Below are 20,817 nucleotides of genomic sequence, written 5' to 3'. Positions count from 1 at the left end.
GCCGCCAGCGCTGTCCGCATCCTCGTCGAGCTGACGAATTCCGGCCAGCTCGACAGGACAACCGCCGCGAAATCCGCCACCGGGTCGATGTAGATCAGTTGTCCGAAGACGCCGCGGGCCATATAGACGCCGCGTACGGTATCCTCGATCCAGAACTGGTTGTGATATGCCCCGGCGGGTAGAACCTCTTGATAGACGCCGCCGAAGAGTGTCGGGTCAGCACCGAACCGTGTCCCGGCAATCCACTCGGTCGACACGATACGCCGGCCATCGATCTCGCCGCCGCGAAGATGCAGCAGGGCGAAACGAGCATAGTCGCGAAGAGTCGCATTGAACCCGCCGTCACCCAGATCATAGCCGGCCTTTTGTCGCCATCTACCCGCAGATCGTCCCGGACCGGCGTGGCGTTGAACGATCGAGAGCGCGGCAATGCTCGCTTAAATGGATTTCGCCTGAGCGCCAGTCTTTTAGGCAGGCTTATAGAAATGAGCGAACCTTCAAAAGCGAATGCTGCAATCTATGCATGTGGGCGGATCACTCGGTGGATTTTGAACGGCCTGCCGACTTTAGCCCAAGCGTTGGATAAAGCGCATCAACCGCTACAATGTCGGCATTCAGTTCGCCAATCATCCAGTCCCTTACCTGCGTAACGATTGGGCGTGCGGGTTTGTCGCGCAGGCGGACGAGATGGCACTGGCGGCCCGTAATCATGAGCTGCTCGCGCGCCGGCACCAGAGCCTGCGTCCGAAGCCAGTGGGCAATGACGTTCAGCCAACCGAGCGCCACGCCCTGCCCGAGCAATGCGGCCTGAACGACGATGGCATAGTCGGAAAAAATCATCGAATTGACAGCGTCACCCTCGTTCAGTGGGGAGAATAAACTGGACCAGTTCGGCTGCGCGTCACTCAGATTGATCGTGGTGTCGGGCATCCGCTTCACATCGGTTGCCTCCGAACCATGGCTTTCTCTGTAGGAGGGGCTACAGATGGGGATGAGGATTTCCGGCATGATGAAGACGGCCTCATGTCGCTCGTCCGATCCACCGACGAAGCGCATTCCGAGATCCACATCGTTCACCGGCCCCGCGAGCGCGCCCATGACCAGCTGAAAACGCAGATCGACAGCCGGAAACTCCTTTTTGAAATCTGCCATGCGCGGCATCATCCAGTGGGTGGTGAACCCGGTCGAAACCGACAGCGACACCGTTTGAATGCCGATGCGGCGATCCTCGATCTCGCGTAAGGCATTTTCGATGACTGAAAACCCTCTGGCAATCGCGTCAAACAGCAGCCGTCCAGATTCGGTCAGGCCGACTCCGCCAGGTTGACGCACAAACAACGTCGTCTCGAGATGCTCTTCCAGCCGTGCAACCATACGGCTGACGGCCGCGGGCGTCACGTTCAGCTCCTGCGCTGCCCTGGAAAAATTGCCGCAGCGCGCGGCGGCTTCGAAAGTAAAGAGGCCGTTCATGGATGGCAAGGAGCGTCTCAATTTTTCCATTACATGATGTAACATCATCCCGAACTTTTTTTCAATTGCGAAGACACACTTTCTTTGGTCTCCTGGCTGTCATGGAAGGCGCAAGACCTTCAAGAAAAATTTCGGGAATGGAATGCGCACTCAGACGGCACGGGGCAGGTGCCGGCATGAAATACATATTCAGACTTCTACTCATCACAGAATGCAGCATGCGCCCCACCAAAGCGCCGCTGATGAATTTCGTAGTGGAATCATATGATTGATGCAACGAAAGCGGATCGCGTAGGTGCCTCCATTCGCGCGGCCAGCAAGAGCTATGGACATTTTCGCGCACTGGACAATGTCAGTCTCGAGGTCGCTCCAGGCGAGTTCGTCTCCATTCTCGGTCCGTCCGGATCGGGGAAGACGACATTTCTGGGTCTTCTTGGCGGCTTCGTCCAACCGACATCCGGGTCAATTTGGCTCGGCACCCGCGATATTACATTCGAGCCTCCGCACAAACGCGATATTGGCATCGTCTTCCAGAACTATGCTCTTTTCCCGCATATGAGCGTCGGGGAAAACATCACCTTTCCGCTGCGCGCACGTCGCCTGCCGAAATCAAACTGGGCCGACAAGCTGCAAGGCGCGCTCGATATGGTCGAACTGGGCGGCTTCGAGAGCAGGCGCGTCCACGAACTGTCCGGCGGGCAGCGCCAACGTGTAGCACTGGCCCGCGCCATCATCTTCGAGCCGCGGCTGATCTTGATGGACGAACCGCTGTCGGCGCTCGACAAGCAATTGCGCGAATCCATGCAGATCGAACTGAAACGGCTGCACCGCAAGCTCGGCGCGACGATCGTCTATGTCACGCACGACCAGCGGGAAGCTCTGACAATGAGCGATCGCGTCGCCATCATGAACAAGGGCCGCTTCGTCCAGATCGACACACCCGAACAGCTGCATGACCATCCCGCCGATTCCTTCGTCGCGCGCTTCATCGGGGAGGCAACTCTTTTGCCCGTCACACGCGCCGGCAACGATACAGTAACGCTCGGCGATGCCGTTCTGCGCACATCGCGCAGCGTTCCCCAAGGCAAGGCGCTGTCTCTCGCGGTGCACTCTGAAAAACTTGTGGTCGCCGATGACAACGCGCCGCACGCGTCGAACAGGCTTTCGGGGACGGTGACCGAGACGCTCTATCAGGGCGAGAGTATCCGGGTGTTTCTGAAATTGTCTTCCGGCGGAGATCTGAGCCTCAGGCTTCCCAGCAATCATGCCGGACGGTTGCACCTCAAGAAACCCGGCGAACCGATCACGGTAGCCTTGCACCCCGAAGACACGATCGTCGTCCCGGACGCCCCCTGAACGCCCTGATTTGCCAAAAGGAAACCGCATAATGAAACTCAGCGAATTCAAGGTCATGACCTTCGATGTCGTCGGCACGTTGATCGACTTCGAAACGGGCGTGCTCAATGCCGTTCGCGCGCTCGGCGGCGACAAGGCGAAGGCTGCCTCCGACGATGCGATTTTCGAATCCTACAAGCGCGGCCGCGACAAGTTCTACGGCCGCTCATCCTTCGCCATGAAAGATGTCTATCTGTCGTTGGCAACGGAAATGGACTTCACCCGAGCGGAGGCAACGGCGGAAGCCTTCCAGCTCGCGGTCCTGCGGTGGCCGGCCTTTTCCGATTCCGTCGAGGCTTTGGCGCGGTTGCGGCGCAATTTCCGCTTGGTGGCAATGACCAATGCCGATCGCACGGCATTTTCGGCCTATTCGGCCACGCTTGGCAGTCCCTTTCACGACAGCGTCACCTGTGACGAAGCCGGATGCGCCAAGCCCAATCCACAGTTTTTCGCCTTCAACAAGGGCCGTCAGTCCGCCTCCGGCTACAAGCAATCGGAAATCCTGCACGTGGCCCAGAGTCAGCATCACGATATCGGCGTCGCTACGGAGCTTGGCTACACGACCTGCTGGATCGAGCGACGTCAGGGCCAGACAGGATTTGGCGGCACACCGGAACCCAAGGTGCTCACCACACCCGACTTCCATTTCTCCTCGCTAAAGCAACTGGCAGACGCTGTGGACGCGGATCTGGCCGCAGGTCACAGGATCGCCAGCGCGGCCTGAGTGATGACCGCGCACCCGCCCTTCCCCGATATCCACTCGCTTTGGCAGGAGACGGCCTGTCCACGGCCTGTTTTCAGCAGACTTCCGGGAGATCGCCACTACGACGTGGCGATTATCGGCGGCGGCTACACGGGCCTTTCAACGGCCCGGTATCTCGCTCGCCGAGGCCTGTCATCGGTGGTTCTCGAGGCGAACCGCATCGGCTGGGGCGCCAGTGGTCGCAACGGTGGCGTGGTTTCTGGAAAATTCCGCATTGCATTTTCGCAGATCGCCGAACGGTTTGGCTTGGAGGCCGCCCGACGGATGCACGATCTCGGTATTGAGGCGATCGAGCATGTCGGCGAACTGGTGGAGGATTATAACATTGCGTCCGCCGATTACCGTTCGACCGGATCGCTGCGATGCGCGCACAATGCGGTTTCGCTCGAAGGATTGAAAAAAGAAGCTGCGTGGCTGCACGAGGTACTCGGCGACCCGGCCTGTTCCATTCTGACGGCCTTGGAGATGGGGACGGAAACCGGATCTCGGGATTTCGTCGGCGGAATGCTCAACACGCACGGCGGCATCATCCATCCGCTTAATTTCGTGTTCGGCATCGCGGCCGGGCTTAAAGCTGCCGGCATCGACATTTTCGAAAACACGCCGATCACACGGCTGAAGCGCGAGGGGATGGGCGTTCTGTTGGAAACGCCTTCCGGTACTGTGACCGCCGCACAGGCGGTGGTTGCGACCAATTCGTATTCCGACCTGACGACAGCTACCGCTGCCGTGCGCACCTCGATCATCCCGTTTCGTTCGGCCATGATCGCCACGGAACCGCTGACAGGAAAACCCGGGGCCAATCTTCTGACCAAGGACCGCAGCTACACCGAGACGCGGCGAATGATGCGTTGGTTCCGCAAGGCCGGAGACCGCTTGCTCTATGGCGGGCGCGGCGCCTTCGGAAAGAAGGATTCGCAAAGCGCTTTTACCGCCCTGCACAAGGCTATGGTTCGTCAGTTCCCAGAGCTTGCCGGTGCGACTGTTACCCATCGCTGGTCCGGTCTGGTCGCGATGACGATGGACAGCATCCCGCATGCCGGCCGGCTTGATGACCGGATCGTCTATGCGGTCGGGTACAACGGCACCGGCGTGGCGCTGGCCTCCAATATGGGAAAACACGTCGCCGCTATCGTGGCCGGCGAAAGCCCGGATCTCGGGCTTCTGACTTCGCAACGGCTGAAAGCCGTTCCTTTCTATCCCATCCGGGAACCCGCTGTCCGGCTTGTCGCCGGGTGGTACCAGTTCCTCGATGCAATCGGGCGCTAAGACCCAGCATTCAAACGTCAAAACAGGGTTTGAAACCCTGCCAACAAGAGGAGAACGGACATGCTACCGAAATTTTCCACGCTCGTGCTTTCCGCTTCAGTCATCGGCTTTTCCGTCGGTTTTGCGTCGGCGGAACAGATCACGTTCGTCTCGCAAGGCGGCGCCTATCAAGAGGCCCAGACCAAGGCCATCCTCGATCCGGTGGCCGCCCTGCTTGGCATCACCATCAACCAGGACAGCGCGCCGGATGCTTGGCCAGTCATCAAGACCCAGACGGCAACGGGCAAGCCGGTCTGGGACGTCGTCGACACACCGACGCAGGATTGCATTCGCGGCGGACAGCAAGACATGATCGAAAAGCTCGATTTTTCCAAGATCCCCAATGCACAGAAGATGCCTGCGCAGTACAAGAGCCCTTATTCCGTGGCCTACGAATTCTATTCAAGCGTGCTCGCCTACAACAAGGATAAGTTTGGCGACAATCCGCCGAAAAGCTGGGCTGATTTCTGGGACGTGAAGAAATTTCCCGGCACGCGGGCGCTGCGCAACCATCCGCTGGCAACGCTCGAGGCGGCCCTGCTCGCGGATGGCGTACCGGCCGACAAGCTCTATCCGCTCGATGTCGATCGAGCCTTCAAGAAGCTCCAGGAGATCAAGCCTTATATCACCGTCTGGTGGACATCGGGCGCGCAGTCGGCGCAGCTTCTGGCCGATCGTGAAGTTGATATGGAAATGGCGTGGAACGGCCGCGTCACCGCAGTCGCCAAGGAGGGCATCCCCGTCAGCTACACGTTCAATCAAGGCTTCCTTCAATATACCTCGCTGTGCATCCTGAAAGGTGCGCCTAATCTCGATACGGCGGTCAAATTCGTCAACGCGGCGATGACGCCGGATATTCAAGCGAACTTCCCGGCCTATATCGACTACGGTCCGGGCAACCCGGAAGCCTACAAGACCGGCAAGATCACACCGGAGCGCGCGGCCGAAATGCCAAGTTCCCCCGAGAATGCCGCCAAACAGGTTCTGGTGTCCGACGAATGGTGGAGCTCGAAGGCTGGCGAAGACGCGCAAAAACGCTGGGCGTCCTTTATCCAGCAGTAAAGCATGTCGCCCGCAAGTGCGCAGCGGCTTCGGGAAAACGACCTGCATCAGAAAGCGCAAAGACGTCTTGGGAGGGTCATTGATGACGATATCGATAGCAAGCCCGTCCGACAGTCACGAGCGCAGCGAGCAGAGGCTGATGCTTCTGCTCCTGGCGCCCGCGCTTCTGGTCGTCGGTGCGCTTCTGATCGTGCCGCTCGGCTGGCTGGCGTGGCAGTCGATCTGGCAGGATGGCGGCTTCACCATCGTCAACTACCAGCGGTTTCTAACCGATTCCGTCTACTGGATGACGTTTTTGCAGACCTTCCGCATTGCCTTCGTCGTCACGTTGGCAACCGTTCTGCTCGGCTATCCCGTCGCCTATGTGGCGGCGGGACTGCCACAGCGCTGGAGCATGATCGTTCTGGCTCTCGTCCTTCTGCCCTTCTGGACCAGCGTTCTGGTGCGCGCTTATGCCTGGCTCATCCTTTTGCAGCGCACCGGCATCGTCAATTCCGCGCTGAAAAGCGCCGGATTGATCGACAGCCCGCTGTTGCTGGTCAACAACGAATTCGGCACCGTGCTTGCCACCATCCACATCCTTTTGCCCTTCATGGTGCTGCCTCTCTACGCCACGATGAAGAAGATCCCGCAGGAGCTGGTCATGGCCGGCTCGAGCCTCGGCGGATCTCCATTGCATGTTTTTCTGCGTGTCTTCCTGCCGCTGTCGCTGCCGGGCATGATCGCCGGCATGGTTCTGGTCTTCGTGCTGACGCTGGGCTTCTACATCACGCCAGAATTGCTCGGCGGCGGGCGCACCTACATGGTTTCCATGCTCGTATCGCGCAATATCCAAGTCTACAACGAATGGGGGGCTGCTTCCTCGATCAGCGTCGTGCTGATGATCTGCGTCTTCCTCGTGTTCAAGCTGGCCAGCCTTCTCATTCCCTTCGAACGCATCATCGGAACGAGGTGAGGCATGCGCGCTTCCAGTCTCCTGCTTTACGCCGTGGTCGCTCTTATTTTGGCCTGGCTGGTCATACCGATCGTCATCATTGTGCCGATGTCCTTTTCAAGCGCCCGGTTCCTGACCTTCCCGCCGCCCTCGTGGTCGCTACGCTGGTATGAGGCCTATCTCGACAGCGCCGCCTGGATGCAGGCGACCCGTGTCAGCCTGATCGTCGCGGTTAGTAGCGCCGTGCTGGCCACGATTTTCGGAACGGCTGCCGCCTACGCGCTCAACATGACTTCGTCGAAACTGGTGCGCAGCTTGCAGCTCGTCCTGCTTTTGCCGCTGGTGGTGCCCATCGTCATCACCGCCGTCGGCGTCTTTCTCGTCTATGCGCAAGTTGGGCTGCTGGCGAGCATGACGGGCCTCATTCTCGCCAATACGATGCTCGGACTTCCCTATGTGATCACCTCGGTGCTGGTCGGCCTGCGCAAATTCGACCATACGCAGGAGATGGTCTCGCGCAGCCTGGGTATGAATCGGCTGCGCACCTTCTTCATCGTCACCCTGCCGCAGATCCGGCCCAGCGTCATTTCGGGCCTGCTGTTCGCCTTCATCTCCGCGATGGACGAAACGGTGGTTTCGCTGTTCATCTCGGGCGGTGAATATCAGACCCTGACCAAGCGCATGTTCACGGCGCTGCGCGATGAGATTGACCCAACAATCGCCGCGATCAGCTCGCTCCTGACTGCCGTTTCCTTCATCATGCTGATGCTGGTGGCGATCAATGCGCGCGGCAGCAAACGACGCACGGAGAAAGCCGGATGATCGTCGATCATCTGATCCTGGGGGGCGGCTCGGCCGGCTGCGTCCTTGCCGCACGGCTGTCGGAGGATCCAAACCGCACCGTGACGCTGGTCGAAGCCGGACGCAACATATCCGCCGACGACATTCCAGAGGCGGTGCGCAGCCGCTATCCCGGCCGCGCCTATCTCGACACACGCAACATCTGGTCTTCCCTTACCGCGATGATGGGGTACGCTCGCTCCAACAGCGCGACGCGTCTGTCGCGCCGCTATGAGCAGGCCAGACTTCTCGGCGGCGGCTCGGCCATCAACGCGCTGATGGCCAATCGCGGCGCGCCCTCCGACTATGCCGAATGGGTGTCGCTGGGGGCCACGGGCTGGGGCTGGGAGGAGTGCCTGCCCTATTTCAGGAAGATCGAGGCAGACAGAGATTTTCAAGGGCCGCTGCATGGCATGGATGGCCCGCTGACCATCCGCCGCGTCAGCGATGCAAAGATCTCGCCCTTTGTCGCACGCGTGATGAAAACGCTGGAGGCACGGGGACATCCAATCAAGCCAGACCAGAACGGCCCTTGGCAGGACGGCGCCTTTCGCGGCGCGATCGCTGTTAGCGATGCGGGCGACCGCCTGCCGACCTCCATCGCCTATCTGACGCCCGAAGTGCGCAAACGGGCGAACCTCAAAATCGTGACCGACAGCGTGGCAACGCGCATCCTCTTCGATGGCGCCCGCGCAATCGGCGCTGAGATATCCGGGCCCCACGCTGGGAAGATTATGGCCCGCGAGGTGATTGTGGCATCCGGCGCCATACATTCTCCGGCACTCCTGCAGCGGTCCGGCGTGGGGCCTGGCAATGAGCTTGCGGCTCTCGGCATTCCGGTTGTCGCATCGAGATCCGGGGTCGGACGAAACTTGATGGAGCACCCCTCGATTGCCGTTGCAGCCTTCCTTCCCTCGCACATGCGGGTGCGCGACAAAGGCGAGCATCACGAACAGGCGGTCTGGCGTTTCTCCTCCAACCTTGAGGGAACGCCGTACGGCGACATGCATGCGGCCATCCTGTCGCGCTCGGGCTGGCATTCCGTCGGGTTGCGCATGGGCAGCCTGTTCTTCTGGGTCAACAAATCCTATTCGCGCGGTGTTGTGCGTCTTTCCAGCGCCGATCCCGATGCGGAGCCGGATGTCGATTTCCGCATGCTCAGCGACGAGCGGGATCTTGAGCGGCTGAAGAGCGCCTTGCGGCTCGGTGCGCAGACTTTGCTTGATCCGACCATGAACGGCGCTCGCGGCACCGTTTTCCCCTCCAGCTACTCGCCGCGCGTCGCGAAAGTCGCCGTTCCAGGTCCCTGGAATGCGGTGCAGCGGGGTGCCCTGTCGGCAATGCTCGACATAGCCGGGCCACTACGCGCAGCTCTTGTGCATTCGGTGATTACGATGGGGACGACCGTGGATGGATTGCTGAAGGACGATGCCGCGCTGACCGAATTCGTCTCCCGGCATGTCGCCGGAACCTGGCATCCCTCCGGCACCTGCCGCATGGGGACGCCCGATGATGCGATGGCCGTGACGTCGCCTTTCGGCAAGGTTTACCAAACGGAAGGGTTGCGTGTTTGCGATGCATCGTTGATGCCCTCGATTCCGTGCGCCAACACAAACATTCCAACGATCATGATGGCCGAGCGCATCGCCGACATGATCCGCGCTGCGAACTGAACGGAAAAGCCATCGGGCCAGAATGGCCGGACACCGGACTCGACAATGGAAAGTGTGCGGAAATCTCAGATCGACGGCGCATGGTTTTGACGCGGTCGGCCAAGCTTCAACCTCGTCAACGGCAATGTTCCGACGGTCGGCGCCATACTCGCGAGCCAGTGCAGGAATTGAAACATCCCAGAAGGAAACGACCATGCCCCTCATCAAGCGCATCGAAACCGACCCACAAGCCCCGCCCCGCGAATCCAAGGCCGCAGCAAACCGTCTGATATCCGGCGACCCGTCATTCAAAACATGGGCGCAGGACGTCTCGCGCGAGGAGACCGTTCACACCGGCGTATGGGAGGCCACCCCCGGTGAAACCCATTCGATCAAGGGCACGACCTTCGAATTCTGCCACATCCTCTCCGGCGTCGTCGAACTGACGGAGAAGGACGGCGAAACCGCAACCTATCGCGCCGGCGACAATTTCGTCATGAAGCCTGGCTTCGCCGGCGTCTGGCGCACGGTCGAGACCGTCCGCAAGATTTACGTCACCGTCAGCTGACATGATGCTGCGGGATTTCAGGCCCTCCAGGCGGGTCACCAGAGGGCAGCACACGCGCAGGAAATGTGCGTCGCCACGGCCGCTCGCGCGCCAATATCCAGTCGACTGGCGGCTGTTAGGCCCCGGCATCGGCAAGAATTCGGCCCCCAAGGCGGTAGGCCAAACCGCGAGTCAAAGCGTGCTGATCGCTCCGTAAGGGGAACACATGACAACCTACACTATCGCGCTTGTCCCAGGTGACGGCATCGGCGGCCCGGTCATTGAAGCCGCTTGGCAAATCCTGGAAGCCGCAGCCAAACGTGGGAATTTCGCGCTCGAAGCCAAGAGCTTTCCATGGTCCTGCGCCTTCTACAAAGAAACCGGATCAATGATGCCGTCAGACGGTATCGAGACCCTGCGAGGTCACGATGCTATTCTGCTTGGTGCCGTCGGCTGGCCCGCCGAAGTGCCGGATTCCGTTTCGCTGCACGGTCTGCTTCTGCCGATCCGCAAGGCCTTCGTGCAATATGCCAATATCCGTCCGCACAGGCTGTTGCCGGGCGTCGAAGGACCTTTGAGGGCCGGCGCCTTCGACATCCTGTGCATCCGCGAAAATACCGAGGGGGAATATTCCGGGGCCGGCGGCCGCGTTCATGTTGGCACGATGGACGAGGTTGCGGTGGAGACATCGATCTTCACCCGCGCCGGCGTCGAGCGCATCCTGCGCTTCGGCTTCGAGCAGGCGCGGGCGCGGCGGGGCAAGCTGGCCTCCGTCACCAAGTCCAATGCGCAGAAGTACTCGATGGTGTTCTGGGACGAGATCACGCGAAAGCTGGAGGCGGATTATCCTGATGTCGAAGTGACCAGCTATCACGTCGACGCGCTCGCCGCACGCATGATCACGGCGCCGGAGAGCCTCGATGTGGTTGTGGCCTCCAACCTGTTCGGTGACATCCTGACCGATATCGGCGCCGCGATCCAGGGCGGGCTCGGTTTCGCCGCATCCGCTAACATCAATCCAGAACGTAGCGCACCGTCGATGTTCGAACCGGTACATGGGTCCGCCCCTGACATCGCCCATCTCGGCATCGCCAATCCGATTGCGGCGATCTGGTCCGCCGCCATGATGCTCGATCATCTCGGCGAAGCGGCGGCGGCCGCAGACATCATCAAAGCCGTTGAGACCGCCACCGCGCAAGGCATCGGCACAGTGCCCGGCAGGGACAGGACGGATGCGATTACCGCCGCTGTCCTGGCTGCGCTCGCATAAATTGAAGAGGATCTCGCCATGAAAACCCTGAACGACAAAAGCCTGTTCCGCGAGCAATGCCTCATCGCTGGCGCTTGGCGCAACGCGGCCTCGGGCGCTTCGGTGCCGGTGACGGACCCCGCGACGCAAGGGACGCTAGGCCATGTTCCCGACGTCTGCGGTGCTGAGACCCGTGAGGCGATCGCGGCCGCCGATGCCGCCTTTGCGCCATGGAAAGCCAAGACCCACGCCGAGCGCGGCGCTCTGCTGGAAGCGTGGCACCGCCTGATGCTCGAGCATGAGCAGGATTTGGCCCTGATCCTCTCGCTTGAGCAGGGCAAACCGCTGTCGGAAGCGCTTAGCGAAATCCGCTACGGGGCGTCGTTCGTCAAATGGTTCGCCGAGGAAGCCCGGCGTGTCGGTGGCACGACCATCCCCTCGCCGACAGCGGACCGCAGGATCGTCATACTGAAAGAACCGGTCGGCGTCTGCGCCATCATCACCCCTTGGAACTTCCCGAACGCGATGATCACCCGTAAGGTGGCGCCCGCCCTTGCCGCAGGCTGTACCGTGGTCGTCAAGCCGTCGGAATTCACCCCCTTCTCCGCCCTTGCGCTCGGAGTGCTGGCCGAACGCGCCGGTATTTCACCCGGCGTGATCAACATCGTGACCGGTATGCCGGCCGAGATCGGCACCGAGCTGATGGCGAATGAAACGGTGCGCAAGATCTCCTTTACCGGATCGACCCGCGTCGGGTCGGTTCTGATGCGCGGCGCCGCCGACAGCATCAAGCGGCTGAGCCTTGAGCTTGGCGGCAATGCGCCGTTCATCGTGTTTGACGACGCCGACATCGACCTGGCTATCGAAGGTGCCATCGTCTCCAAGTTCCGCAATGGCGGCCAGACCTGCGTCTGCTCAAACCGGATTCTTGTCCAGTCGGGTGTCTATGACATTTTCGCCGCCAGACTGTCGGCCCGCGTGTCCGCGATGAAGGTCGGCCCCGGCACGGGCGCGCCGGTCGATATCGGCCCGATGATCAACGAGGCCGCTATCGACAAGATCGACCGCCATGTAGCGGACGCGCTTGCCAAGGGCGCGCAGATTCTTTCGAAGCGCCCCGACATGCCCAAGGGCAAGCAATATGCCGTGCCCCTGGTGCTCGGCGGCGCGACGACCGACATGCTGCTTGCCCGCGAGGAAACCTTCGGCCCGGTCGCCCCGTTGTTCCGGTTCGAAACGGAAGCCGAGGCCATCGCCATCGCCAATGCAACGCCCTTCGGGCTTGCTGCCTATTTCTATACCGAAAGCCTGAAGCGCTCCTGGCGCGTTGTCGAAGCGCTGGAGTTCGGTATGGTCGGTCTCAACACCGGCTCTGTTTCTACCGAAGTCGCCCCCTTCGGCGGCGTCAAGCAGTCCGGCCTCGGCCGGGAGGGTGCTCAGTGCGGAATCGAGGAGTATCTGGAAATGAAAACCTTCCACATTGGTGGGCTGAGCTGAACCGCGAAGGATGCATGTCTTCTTGCGTGCGGCCCATCATTGTAACCCTCCGGCCTCCGGTTCCGTCGGCTAGGAAAGCTGGCGACTTCACCGAGCCTGGCGCGAGACGGGCTTGTTGCGGGAGCCGTCATGCGTTTGGTCACATAGCCGCAAAAAGAGCCGCATCGTCTTGAAGCAATTCAGAAGATCCGTGACCGGCGGCTGAGCGTCCCGACTGAGATGACCATCCTGACTGTGCTCCGCACCGCCCGCCACATCCGCTGTCGAGGCAAAGTTGTATTAGACCTATCTACTCGGTCGGGCTCAGCTTCAGGAACGTTATCGAGACGAGCGCCTCAATGAGCGTTGCCAGTCAGCTCGCGACGGCTCACCACCTCGGTGAGCAGCGGTCCGACGAGCGTGCCGGAGCGGGTGGCGCAGGCTTCCATAGTCGCGCCCCGGCAATTGATGCGGTTCATGATCATGACCTCGTCCTGCGCCTGGATCTCCTTGGCGTGACGGCCGTATTCCTGCTCATTGGAGATGAAGAAGGTGGTGTGGCCGCTGTCGCCGAACGCCGTCTGGACAACGAGGTCGGTGCCGATTCCTGCCTTCTTCGCCCAAGCCATCAGCTCTTAATAGGTCTTGGCCGGTCCGAGCGTATTGGGCACGGAGGCGAGCGAGGCGAACTCGTTGTGCGGCTGGCGCGAGGGCACCATCACCTTGGGGTGGCGGCCGTCGAAGCAGTCTATGTAGCTGATGAACTTGAAGTTTCGCATCACTGGTCAATGCCGAGCAGGTTGAAGTTGGTGGCCGAGATAAAATAGATCGGCCGTTCGTTGCGGTGCATGACCACGCGCAGGTCGGACACGTTGCGAATTGTTTTCATTGTCTCTTCCCCCTCGATTCTATGCCCTCAAGCGGGCCGGGACGTCCAACCGCACCTGGCCACGCGACCAGGGCGAGCGCCAGCGCGGCTGCGGACCAGAACGGGGATAACCTGCTCGCTACGACGACAGCGCCCCTCGGATAGCCCTGACGGCCGCCAGCGCTGTCCGCATCCTCGTCGAGCTGACGAATTCCGGCCAGCTCGACAGGACAACCGCCGCGAAATCCGCCACCGGGTCGATGTAGATCAGTTGTCCGAAGACGCCGCGGGCCATATAGACGCCGCGTACGGTATCCTCGATCCAGAACTGGTTGTGATATGCCCCGGCGGGTAGAACCTCTTGATAGACGCCGCCGAAGAGTGTCGGGTCAGCACCAAACCGTGTCCCGGTAATCCACTCGGTCGACACGATACGCCGGCCATCGATCTCGCCGCCGCGAAGATGCAGCAGGGCGAAACGAGCATAGTCGCGAAGAGTCGCATTGAACCCGCCGTCACCCAGAGCATAGCCGGCAGCGTCCACGGTGAAATAGGCGTCCTCCTCCGCCCCCATCGGCGCCCACAATTCACGGCTGACGAGTTCTCCAAGCGGGGCAGCGGCGGCGCGCTGTAGAACGAAGGACAGGAGATCCGTCTCGATCGAGCGGTAGCGGAAGGAGGTACCGTGCGGGCACTCCAGATCCTTCAAAGACAGGATCAGGTCCCAGACATTTGTGGGCCAGTTCGGGTTCCAACGATCCTTCCAGCCGCTGGCGACATCGAGTTGCGCCATGTGGGAATCGAGCGCGGTATAGGTCTCGTCGAAGGCCACGCCGCTGGTCATGTCGAGCACGTGCTGGACGGTCGCGCCGCGATAGGCCGTCGCCTCCAGCTCCGGCAGATAGTGCGTCAGGGACGCGGCCGGATCGACCACTCCGCGGCCGATCAGGATGCCCGCCACGGTGCCGACGACCGACTTGGCGACCGATTGCGACAGGTGCTGGGTATGCGGTGTCATGCCGTTCAGGTAGCGCTCGGCGACGATCTTGCCGCCATGGAGCACCAGGAGGCCATCGGCATAGCTCGTCTCGAGGAAGCTGCCAATGGTATAGGCCTGCCCCTCCGCCGCGAAGGCAATGGCGTCGATATCCCGCAGATCCGCCGGCAGCAGGCTTGCCGGCCCTGCTCCGCGCCAGACCTGCGTAGTCGGCAGCAGGTCCCGGACATGCTGGAAAGTCCAGCGGTTCCAGGGCGCGCGATCCCAGTCTTGCCTCGGAACGAGAGAACTGCCGGGGGCAGTCGGATCACGGAATGGCGGAATACTGCTCATGCATGCTCTCGCTTGCGGTTTGGAATGGATCAATCGTTACGGCGCAGATAGCTGCCGCCGACGAATTCTCCGAAGAGGGTGCCCATGTCGCTCATCATGGCGAAGTTGCGCTTAGCCTTCGGCCCGAGTTTGGTGGCAACGGCGTCGATGAGCAGATTGAGCACGACACTGAGGCTTGCCGTAGAATCCCAGAAGGTCTTCACATGCGTATGCGCCTCGAAGACGAAGCGCGTATAGGCAAAGGCCCAGTGACTGAACTTGTCGGTGACGATGACCAGCGGCATGTCCATCGACTTCAGCTTCTCCACCAGCTTGATGCCGCGCGTCGCATAGGAGGCCGTGTCAACAAGGACGACGGCGCTGTGCTTGGGATCTGCGTTGATGATCTCGCCGAACGTGCCCGAGGTGTTGTCGACGAAAATGACGTTGGAACGCGCCCACAGCAGGCGGCTGGCGAAATCGAGCGCCAGGCCCTTCGAGGCCTGGAAACCGACGACATAGATGGTGCGCGCCTTCACCAGCAGGCTCGCCGCCTCGTCCCACACTTCGGACGTGGTCAACGCATAGGCCTTCACGATGGCATCCAGCTCCAGCCGCAAGCTTTCCTGCAGCATCTGCTGCCGGCCTTCGCGCATCTGAAAGCGGGCCATGTAGTCATCGATTTCGCTGTCCTTCTCCGTGACCGCCACGCGCAATCGTTTCTTGAGGTCGCGCAGGTTCTCGAAGCCAAGGCCGCGAACGAACCGCGTGACGGTCATCTCGCTGACGCCGACCGCCTGCGCTATGCTGCTGCCGGTCTCGAAGGGCAATATCTGGATGTTGTCCAAGATATAGGCCGCAAGGCTTTGCTCCGACGGCGAAAACCCGGACATGCGGTCGCGCAGGATCGCTTCGATGTCGATCTTCTCCTCAACGCCATTCGATCCCGCGGCATCCTTGCCGCTTCGTGCTTTCGCCACAGTGACTGACTCCTAGAAGTTGCCGGCGTGAATGGCCGGACGCCCCTGTCCCCAGATGCCGGGAGCGCTTTCTAGCTCTTCCTCCATTTGCCGCGCAGCCGCAAGCAGCAGGTCTTCCCGTCCAAAGCGGGCCACGAGCTGGATGCCGATGGGCAGGCCGTCCCAACTGCGCCCGAGCGGCAGGGATATCGCGGGCTGTCCTGTCGCGTTGAACAGCGCGGTGAACGTCTCCTTCGGCGCCAGATCGTCGAACACGCCATCGGCGTCGATACCGGCGCGATTGGGATCGAAGGTGCCGATCGGTTCCGGCAAAATGGTGCTGGTCGGCGTCAGCAAGAGATCATATCCGGCAAGGAAGCGCCCGACCTGCCGGGTCACGCGATCATAGACGGCAAGCGCGTCGATAAGCTGTGCGCCGCTGATGCAGAGCCCCCAGCGATAAAGAGCATATACGCTTGTACCAAGCGCTTCCTCCAGCGAGCGGTTCATATACCGCGCCATGGCCGGCATATGCGCGGCGGCATCCGCGGCCCAGATGACCTTCTGCGCATGGAGGAAGGCGGGATAATCGAAGTCCGGTGACGCTTCATCGACATGGTGACCGAGAGCTGCGAACCGTTCCGCGGCAGACCTTGTTGCTGCCGCAACCTCCGGGTCGAGCTGAACGCCCGACCACGACTTTGTACACAGAGCGATCCGCAGCCCCCGCGGCGGGCGCTGCATGGCATCGCGATAGGTGCCTGCCGGCGCCGCAATTTCATAGCCGTCGCCGGCATCGGGACCGTGGCACAAGTCGAGCAGCACGGCCGTATCGCGCACAGAGCGCGTCAGCATGAAGGCCGTCGCCAGTCCCAGAAGCGGGGCATTCGCATTCGGCGCGCCGGTAACCCGCCCGCGTGAAGGTTTCAGACCGATCAAGCCGCAGAACGCGGCCGGGTTGCGGATCGATCCGCCGCCGTCGCTGCCCTGCGCGAAAGGCACGATGCCCGCAGCAACGGCGGCCGCCGCGCCGCCGCTTGAGCCGGCAACGCCACGTTCCGGGTTCCACGGATTGCGGGTGGCACCATAGAGTGGCGATTCCGTCGTCGCCGGCACGCCGAATTCGGAACTGGCCGTTCGTCCGGCATTGACCAGTCCGCCCTTTCGCAAACGCGTCCAGTAGACGGCATCGTGGCCGGCGCTGAAACCCTGTGCAAGGCGGCTACCGAACTCGGCGGGCCGGCCCGCCTCGACCGGAAAGTCCTTGGTGAGGGTGGGAATGCCGCCGAAGGGGGTGGCGGACGCGCGCTCCGGCAGGCTTTCTAGCGCGTCCGGATAGAGTTCGATGACGGCGTTCAGCGCAGGGTTCACCGCCGCGACGGCCTGTTCGACGCATCGGCCGAGTTCCCTCGGCGTGACCTTCCCTTTCGCCAGCAGGCTGGCGAGGCTGATTCCGTCGTGGGCTGCATATTCATCAAGTCGCATGGGTCGCTACCCCTTGTGAAAGGGGGATTGTCTGGGTCGTCGGCAGCCGGGCCAGCGAACCGACCAACGCCTGCGTATAGGGATCCCGTGGTGTGGACAGAACCTGCTGCGCCACGCCTTGCTCGACGATACGCCCGGCCTTGAAGACATAGACGCGCTGGCAAAGGCTGCTCACCACGGCAAGATCGTGCGAAATGTAGAGCAGCGTCAGCGAGCGCTGGCGCTGGAGCCGCACGAGCAGCTCCAGGATCTGCGCCTGTGTCGTGACATCGAGGGCCGAGGTGATTTCGTCCGCGATGAGAAGCTGCGGCTTCAGCGCCAGCGCCCGTGCAAGGCCAACGCGCTGGCATTGGCCGCCGGAAAGCTGCTGCGGCTTGCGATCGCGCAGGCTGCCCGGCAATTCCACCATCTCCAGCAATGCGTCGGCTTCTTCCCGCGCCGTCTTTCGGTCCGCAATGCCGTGCCGCCAGATCGGCTCCGCGACGGCCTCGGCAATCGTCAGGCGCGGATTGAGCGAATCGTACGGGTTCTGGAACACCATCTGCACGCGACGGCGGAACGCCGTCAGCGCCTCGCCGGCGAGCGCCCCGACATCCTGTCCGTCCAGACGGATCGCGCCGCCACTCGGCGTGTTCAGGCGAATGATCGACCGGGCGAGCGTGCTCTTGCCCGATCCGCTTTCGCCGACGATGCCGACCGTTTCGCCCGTGTTGATCTCCAGATCGACGCCGTCGAGGGCGCGGAAGGAATTGCCGCCGAGCAAGCCCTGCCCGGCGGGGAATGTCACCGACAGGTTTTCGACGCGAAGCAGCGATTTTCCCCGATCCGGGCTGCCGACCGAGCCATAGCTTTTGCGGCCGGGCTGGGATTCGATCAGCAGCCTTGTATAGGCATGGCGTGGCCGGTTGATGACGTCGTCGATCGGCCCCTGCTCCACCACCTCGCCATTGCGCATGACCACGACGCGCGAGCAGATATCCGCGACGACGCCGAGATCGTGCGAAATGAGGATCATCGCAAGCCCGGTCTTGCGGTTTAGCTCCTTGAGTAATTCAAGAATGCGGGCCTGCACGGTGACGTCGAGGGCGGTCGTCGGCTCGTCGGCGATCAGCAACTTGGGTTGGCAGCCGATGGCGGCGGCGATCATCGCCCGCTGTTTCATACCGCCGGAAAATTCATGCGGATAGGAACGCGCACGCTTTTCCGGTTCGTGGATACCGACGTCCTCCAGCAGCTTGACCGCCCGCAGAAGACCTTCGCGTTTGCCGATGCCGAGATGCCGGATCATCGGTGCCGCGACCTGCTGGCCAATGCGGCGCAGCGGGTTGAGATGCGATGCCGGGTTCTGGAAAATCATGCCGATGTCGCGGCCGCGAATGGCGCACAGTTCTTCCTCCCCAAGCGCCAAAAGATCCTGCCCGTCGAGCGCCACCGTACCCTGGGCGCGCGCCGCGCCGGTCAGCAGCCGCATCACGGCACGGCAGGTCACGGACTTGCCCGAGCCGCTTTCGCCGACGATGCCGAGGATCTCTCCCGGCTGGAGCGTGAACGAAACGTTCTTGACCGCCGCAAAGCCGCCGAAGCTGACGGTGAGGTCCTTGACGTCGAGCAGCGGCGGCTTGCCAGTCTCCGGCCGGCTCATGCCGTAGCTCCCCTGCGATGTATCTGTCCCAGCCCATCACCGAGCAAAGCAAAGCCGAGGCCAAGCGAAATCGCGGCCAGACCGGGGAACAGGCATATCCACCAGGCTTGCTGCACGAATGCCTGTCCGTCGGCGATCATGACGCCCCACTCGGCAGCTGGCGGCTGCGCACCCAAGCCGAGGAAGCCGAAGCTCGCGCCGGCCAGCATGACGAGCACCGCATCACTGACCGCGTAGGCGATGACGGGCCCTATGGCGTTGGGCAGCACATGATGGCCGAGGATAGCGGCCGGCGAATAGCCGAGGCACTTGGCCGCCTGGATATACTCGCTTTCGCGGATCGTCAGCACCTGCGCCCGCATCAGGCGCGCGTAGCTGACCCATCCGACAAGCGTCAGCGCCAAGATGAAGTTGAGGAGCCCTGGCCCGAGCACGCCGACGATGGCCAGCACCAGGACGAAGAAGGGGAACGCAACAGTGAGGTCGTAGATGCGCATGAACACATTATCGACCACACCACGGAAATAGCCGCTCAGCAGCCCGATGGTCGTGCCGATCAGCAGCGGTGGAAGCACACCGGCAACACACAGCAGCAGATCGATGCGGCTTGCGAACAGAACTCGGGAGAAGACATCGCGGCCGACCTGGTCCGTGCCGAACAAATGGGCGGCACTCGGCGGCGAGAGCATGTTCATGATGTCGATGGCATCTGGGTCACAGGGCGCTATCACCGGGGCCGCCAGCGCCAGCGCCAGCCATCCGAACAGGACGACGAGCGCAACCAGCATGGTGGGTGTGATGCGACGGATCGAGGGCGCGGTCTGCGCCAGAACGGGGCTTTCAGCCATGTGCGATCTCCTCAAAGCCGGACGCGCGGATCGATGAAGGCGCTAAGCAAATCCACGAGCAGCGTGATCAGGACGGTCGAGACCGCGAAGACCAGGGTCAGCCCCTGCACGACGTAGTAGTCGCGGCCAAGCAGCGCGTTGACCATCAGCGTGCCGAGGCCCGGCACCGCATAGACGGTTTCGACAATGATCGCGCCACCGATCATGAAGGCCACCATCACGCCGAGCAGGTTAAGTGTCGGCAGCACGGCGTTCGGCAGCATGGTCTGCCAGAAGATCTGCCGTTCCGTGGCGCCCTGCGCCCGCGCGGCCGTGACAAAATCGGCCGTTGTCTTCTCGATGAGGGCAGCGCGCAGGCTCTGCGTCAGAACCGGCACCAGCCAGATGGCCGTCGACACTGCAGGCAGGAAGAGGTGGTGGAGATGCCCGATGAAGCCCGCGCCGTAGCCCGACACAGGGAACCAGCCGAGACTAACGCCGAAGAGGCGCGACATCATGATGCCCAGCCAGAACACCGGAATGGTGAGGCCCGCAATGCCCACCAGACGAATGATCTGGTCGGCGACGCCGCCGGGCCGGCGCGCACCGAGGATGGCGAGCGCGACCGTCGGCGGGACGGCGAGGCAAATGACATAGACGGTCAGGAACAGTGTCGGCCACATGAATTGTTCGATAAGCTGGCTGACCGGCCGCTGAAAGCGAAGCGACAAACCGATATCACCCGAAAACAAGTTTGCGAGATAGGTCAGGAACTGCCTCCAGAGAGGCAGGTCAAGCCCATATTGCGAGCGGATCGCCGCGATGGTTTCAGCACTCGCCCTCTCCCCGGCAAGAAGCCGAGCGGGATCGCCGGGGGCCATGTGCAAGAGCAGGAACGTCACGAGGCTGATGCCGGCAAGCACACCAGTCAATTGCAGCAGGCGCCGCGCGATGAGTTGCAGAAGGGGCAATCCGGTTCTCCGGTTCGAGCGTCAAGGGCGCGCCCCTGTCGCGGGGCGCGCTTGAGGCGG

Annotated in this window: 19 protein-coding genes and 1 pseudogene; 10 read left to right on the top strand and 10 right to left on the bottom strand. The window is 61.9% G+C overall.

All coding sequences use genetic code 11. The features are described 5' to 3' along the window. Together C8D77_RS02040 and C8D77_RS02035 are read right to left on the bottom strand one after the other, a co-directional pair. Positions 1–350: pseudogene (locus C8D77_RS02040) on the bottom strand (serine hydrolase domain-containing protein); the annotation flags it as partial. A 184-nt stretch (positions 351–534) separates the two neighbouring features. Continuing rightward, on the bottom strand, positions 535–1,500 hold the full coding sequence (locus C8D77_RS02035; RefSeq protein WP_109658921.1) for a LysR family transcriptional regulator: 966 nt from the start codon (positions 1,498–1,500) through the stop codon (positions 535–537). Between the two features lie 234 nt (positions 1,501–1,734). On the opposite strand from C8D77_RS02035, the gene C8D77_RS02030 reads away from it, so the two are divergent. The 10 genes from C8D77_RS02030 (at position 1,735) to C8D77_RS01985 (ending at position 12,717) form a co-directional block, all read left to right on the top strand. Beyond that, positions 1,735–2,826 carry an ABC transporter ATP-binding protein gene (locus tag C8D77_RS02030; protein ID WP_109658920.1) on the top strand — a complete coding sequence of 364 codons (1,092 nt, stop codon included), beginning with the start codon at positions 1,735–1,737 and terminating at the stop codon, positions 2,824–2,826. A 31-nt stretch (positions 2,827–2,857) separates the two neighbouring features. Next, a complete protein-coding gene (locus C8D77_RS02025) occupies positions 2,858–3,589 on the top strand; it encodes an HAD-IA family hydrolase (protein ID WP_109658919.1) in 732 nt (243 codons plus the stop codon). Positions 3,590–3,592: 3 nt separating this feature from the next. Next, positions 3,593–4,897, top strand: a complete 1,305-nt coding sequence (locus tag C8D77_RS02020; RefSeq protein ID WP_170136652.1) for an NAD(P)/FAD-dependent oxidoreductase — start codon at positions 3,593–3,595, stop codon at positions 4,895–4,897. A 60-nt stretch (positions 4,898–4,957) separates the two neighbouring features. After that, on the top strand, positions 4,958–5,998 hold the full coding sequence (locus C8D77_RS02015) for a polyamine ABC transporter substrate-binding protein (protein ID WP_109658917.1): 1,041 nt from the start codon (positions 4,958–4,960) through the stop codon (positions 5,996–5,998). An 82-nt stretch (positions 5,999–6,080) separates the two neighbouring features. Beyond that, positions 6,081–6,953 (top strand): ABC transporter permease, encoded by an 873-nt coding sequence (locus C8D77_RS02010; protein ID WP_109658916.1) that lies wholly within the window; start codon positions 6,081–6,083, stop codon positions 6,951–6,953. A gap of 3 nt (positions 6,954–6,956) precedes the next feature. Then, positions 6,957–7,754, top strand: coding sequence for an ABC transporter permease (locus tag C8D77_RS02005; protein WP_109658915.1), 798 nt, complete (start codon positions 6,957–6,959; stop codon positions 7,752–7,754). Continuing rightward, entirely contained in the window at positions 7,751–9,445 is a 1,695-nt protein-coding gene (locus C8D77_RS02000; protein WP_109658914.1) for a GMC family oxidoreductase, read from the top strand. The genes C8D77_RS02005 and C8D77_RS02000 overlap by 4 nt, the downstream gene beginning before the upstream one ends. Positions 9,446–9,638: 193 nt before the next feature. Then, a complete protein-coding gene (locus tag C8D77_RS01995) occupies positions 9,639–9,992 on the top strand; it encodes a cupin domain-containing protein (protein WP_109658913.1) in 354 nt (117 codons plus the stop codon). A 205-nt stretch (positions 9,993–10,197) separates the two neighbouring features. Further along, positions 10,198–11,241 carry a tartrate dehydrogenase gene (locus C8D77_RS01990; protein ID WP_109658912.1) on the top strand — a complete coding sequence of 348 codons (1,044 nt, stop codon included), beginning with the start codon at positions 10,198–10,200 and terminating at the stop codon, positions 11,239–11,241. 18 nt (positions 11,242–11,259) lie between these two features. Further along, complete coding sequence (locus C8D77_RS01985) at positions 11,260–12,717, top strand: NAD-dependent succinate-semialdehyde dehydrogenase (RefSeq protein ID WP_109658911.1); 1,458 nt, start codon at positions 11,260–11,262, stop codon at positions 12,715–12,717. 335 nt (positions 12,718–13,052) lie between these two features. Here C8D77_RS01985 and C8D77_RS01980 read toward each other — a convergent pair whose 3' ends face one another. The 8 genes from C8D77_RS01980 to C8D77_RS01950 form a co-directional block, all read right to left on the bottom strand. After that, a complete protein-coding gene (locus tag C8D77_RS01980; protein WP_109658910.1) occupies positions 13,053–13,325 on the bottom strand; it encodes a hypothetical protein in 273 nt (90 codons plus the stop codon). A 6-nt stretch (positions 13,326–13,331) separates the two neighbouring features. Further along, entirely contained in the window at positions 13,332–13,475 is a 144-nt protein-coding gene (locus C8D77_RS37455) for a hypothetical protein (RefSeq protein WP_170136651.1), read from the bottom strand. 228 nt (positions 13,476–13,703) lie between these two features. Beyond that, complete coding sequence (locus C8D77_RS01975) at positions 13,704–14,894, bottom strand: serine hydrolase domain-containing protein (RefSeq protein WP_109658909.1); 1,191 nt, start codon at positions 14,892–14,894, stop codon at positions 13,704–13,706. Between the two features lie 29 nt (positions 14,895–14,923). Next, complete coding sequence (locus tag C8D77_RS01970) at positions 14,924–15,853, bottom strand: MurR/RpiR family transcriptional regulator (RefSeq protein ID WP_109658908.1); 930 nt, start codon at positions 15,851–15,853, stop codon at positions 14,924–14,926. A gap of 12 nt (positions 15,854–15,865) precedes the next feature. After that, positions 15,866–17,317 (bottom strand): amidase, encoded by a 1,452-nt coding sequence (locus tag C8D77_RS01965; RefSeq protein WP_109658907.1) that lies wholly within the window; start codon positions 17,315–17,317, stop codon positions 15,866–15,868. Beyond that, the gene (locus tag C8D77_RS01960; protein WP_109658906.1) at positions 17,307–18,959 is read right to left on the bottom strand and encodes an ABC transporter ATP-binding protein; all 1,653 of its coding nucleotides are present in this window, start codon (positions 18,957–18,959) and stop codon (positions 17,307–17,309) included. Before C8D77_RS01960 ends, C8D77_RS01965 begins: the two co-directional genes overlap by 11 nt. Next, entirely contained in the window at positions 18,956–19,807 is an 852-nt protein-coding gene (locus C8D77_RS01955) for an ABC transporter permease (RefSeq protein WP_109658905.1), read from the bottom strand. The genes C8D77_RS01960 and C8D77_RS01955 overlap by 4 nt, the downstream gene beginning before the upstream one ends. 11 nt (positions 19,808–19,818) lie before the next feature. Further along, the gene (locus tag C8D77_RS01950) at positions 19,819–20,757 is read right to left on the bottom strand and encodes an ABC transporter permease (RefSeq protein ID WP_109658904.1); all 939 of its coding nucleotides are present in this window, start codon (positions 20,755–20,757) and stop codon (positions 19,819–19,821) included. Between the last annotated feature and the right edge of the window lie 60 nt (positions 20,758–20,817).

This window comes from Mesorhizobium loti (assembly GCF_003148495.1).
GTDB lineage: Bacteria > Pseudomonadota > Alphaproteobacteria > Rhizobiales > Rhizobiaceae > Mesorhizobium > Mesorhizobium loti.
This window is presented reverse-complemented; position numbering and strand designations above follow the sequence as displayed.

Excerpts from the sequence above, each read along its gene's own strand:
- C8D77_RS02035 (WP_109658921.1), bottom strand. The coding sequence starts at position 1,500 with ATGGAAAAATTGAGACGCTCCTTGCCATCCATGAACGGCCTCTTTACT.
- C8D77_RS02030 (WP_109658920.1), top strand. The coding sequence starts at position 1,735 with ATGATTGATGCAACGAAAGCGGATCGCGTAGGTGCCTCCATTCGCGCG.
- C8D77_RS02025 (WP_109658919.1), top strand. The coding sequence starts at position 2,858 with ATGAAACTCAGCGAATTCAAGGTCATGACCTTCGATGTCGTCGGCACG.
- C8D77_RS02020 (WP_170136652.1), top strand. The coding sequence starts at position 3,593 with ATGACCGCGCACCCGCCCTTCCCCGATATCCACTCGCTTTGGCAGGAG.
- C8D77_RS02015 (WP_109658917.1), top strand. The coding sequence starts at position 4,958 with ATGCTACCGAAATTTTCCACGCTCGTGCTTTCCGCTTCAGTCATCGGC.
- C8D77_RS02010 (WP_109658916.1), top strand. The coding sequence starts at position 6,081 with ATGACGATATCGATAGCAAGCCCGTCCGACAGTCACGAGCGCAGCGAG.
- C8D77_RS02005 (WP_109658915.1), top strand. The coding sequence starts at position 6,957 with ATGCGCGCTTCCAGTCTCCTGCTTTACGCCGTGGTCGCTCTTATTTTG.
- C8D77_RS02000 (WP_109658914.1), top strand. The coding sequence starts at position 7,751 with ATGATCGTCGATCATCTGATCCTGGGGGGCGGCTCGGCCGGCTGCGTC.
- C8D77_RS01995 (WP_109658913.1), top strand. The coding sequence starts at position 9,639 with ATGCCCCTCATCAAGCGCATCGAAACCGACCCACAAGCCCCGCCCCGC.
- C8D77_RS01990 (WP_109658912.1), top strand. The coding sequence starts at position 10,198 with ATGACAACCTACACTATCGCGCTTGTCCCAGGTGACGGCATCGGCGGC.
- C8D77_RS01985 (WP_109658911.1), top strand. The coding sequence starts at position 11,260 with ATGAAAACCCTGAACGACAAAAGCCTGTTCCGCGAGCAATGCCTCATC.
- C8D77_RS01980 (WP_109658910.1), bottom strand. The coding sequence starts at position 13,325 with ATGGCTTGGGCGAAGAAGGCAGGAATCGGCACCGACCTCGTTGTCCAG.
- C8D77_RS37455 (WP_170136651.1), bottom strand. The coding sequence starts at position 13,475 with ATGCGAAACTTCAAGTTCATCAGCTACATAGACTGCTTCGACGGCCGC.
- C8D77_RS01975 (WP_109658909.1), bottom strand. The coding sequence starts at position 14,894 with ATGAGCAGTATTCCGCCATTCCGTGATCCGACTGCCCCCGGCAGTTCT.
- C8D77_RS01965 (WP_109658907.1), bottom strand. The coding sequence starts at position 17,317 with ATGCGACTTGATGAATATGCAGCCCACGACGGAATCAGCCTCGCCAGC.
- C8D77_RS01960 (WP_109658906.1), bottom strand. The coding sequence starts at position 18,959 with ATGAGCCGGCCGGAGACTGGCAAGCCGCCGCTGCTCGACGTCAAGGAC.
- C8D77_RS01955 (WP_109658905.1), bottom strand. The coding sequence starts at position 19,807 with ATGGCTGAAAGCCCCGTTCTGGCGCAGACCGCGCCCTCGATCCGTCGC.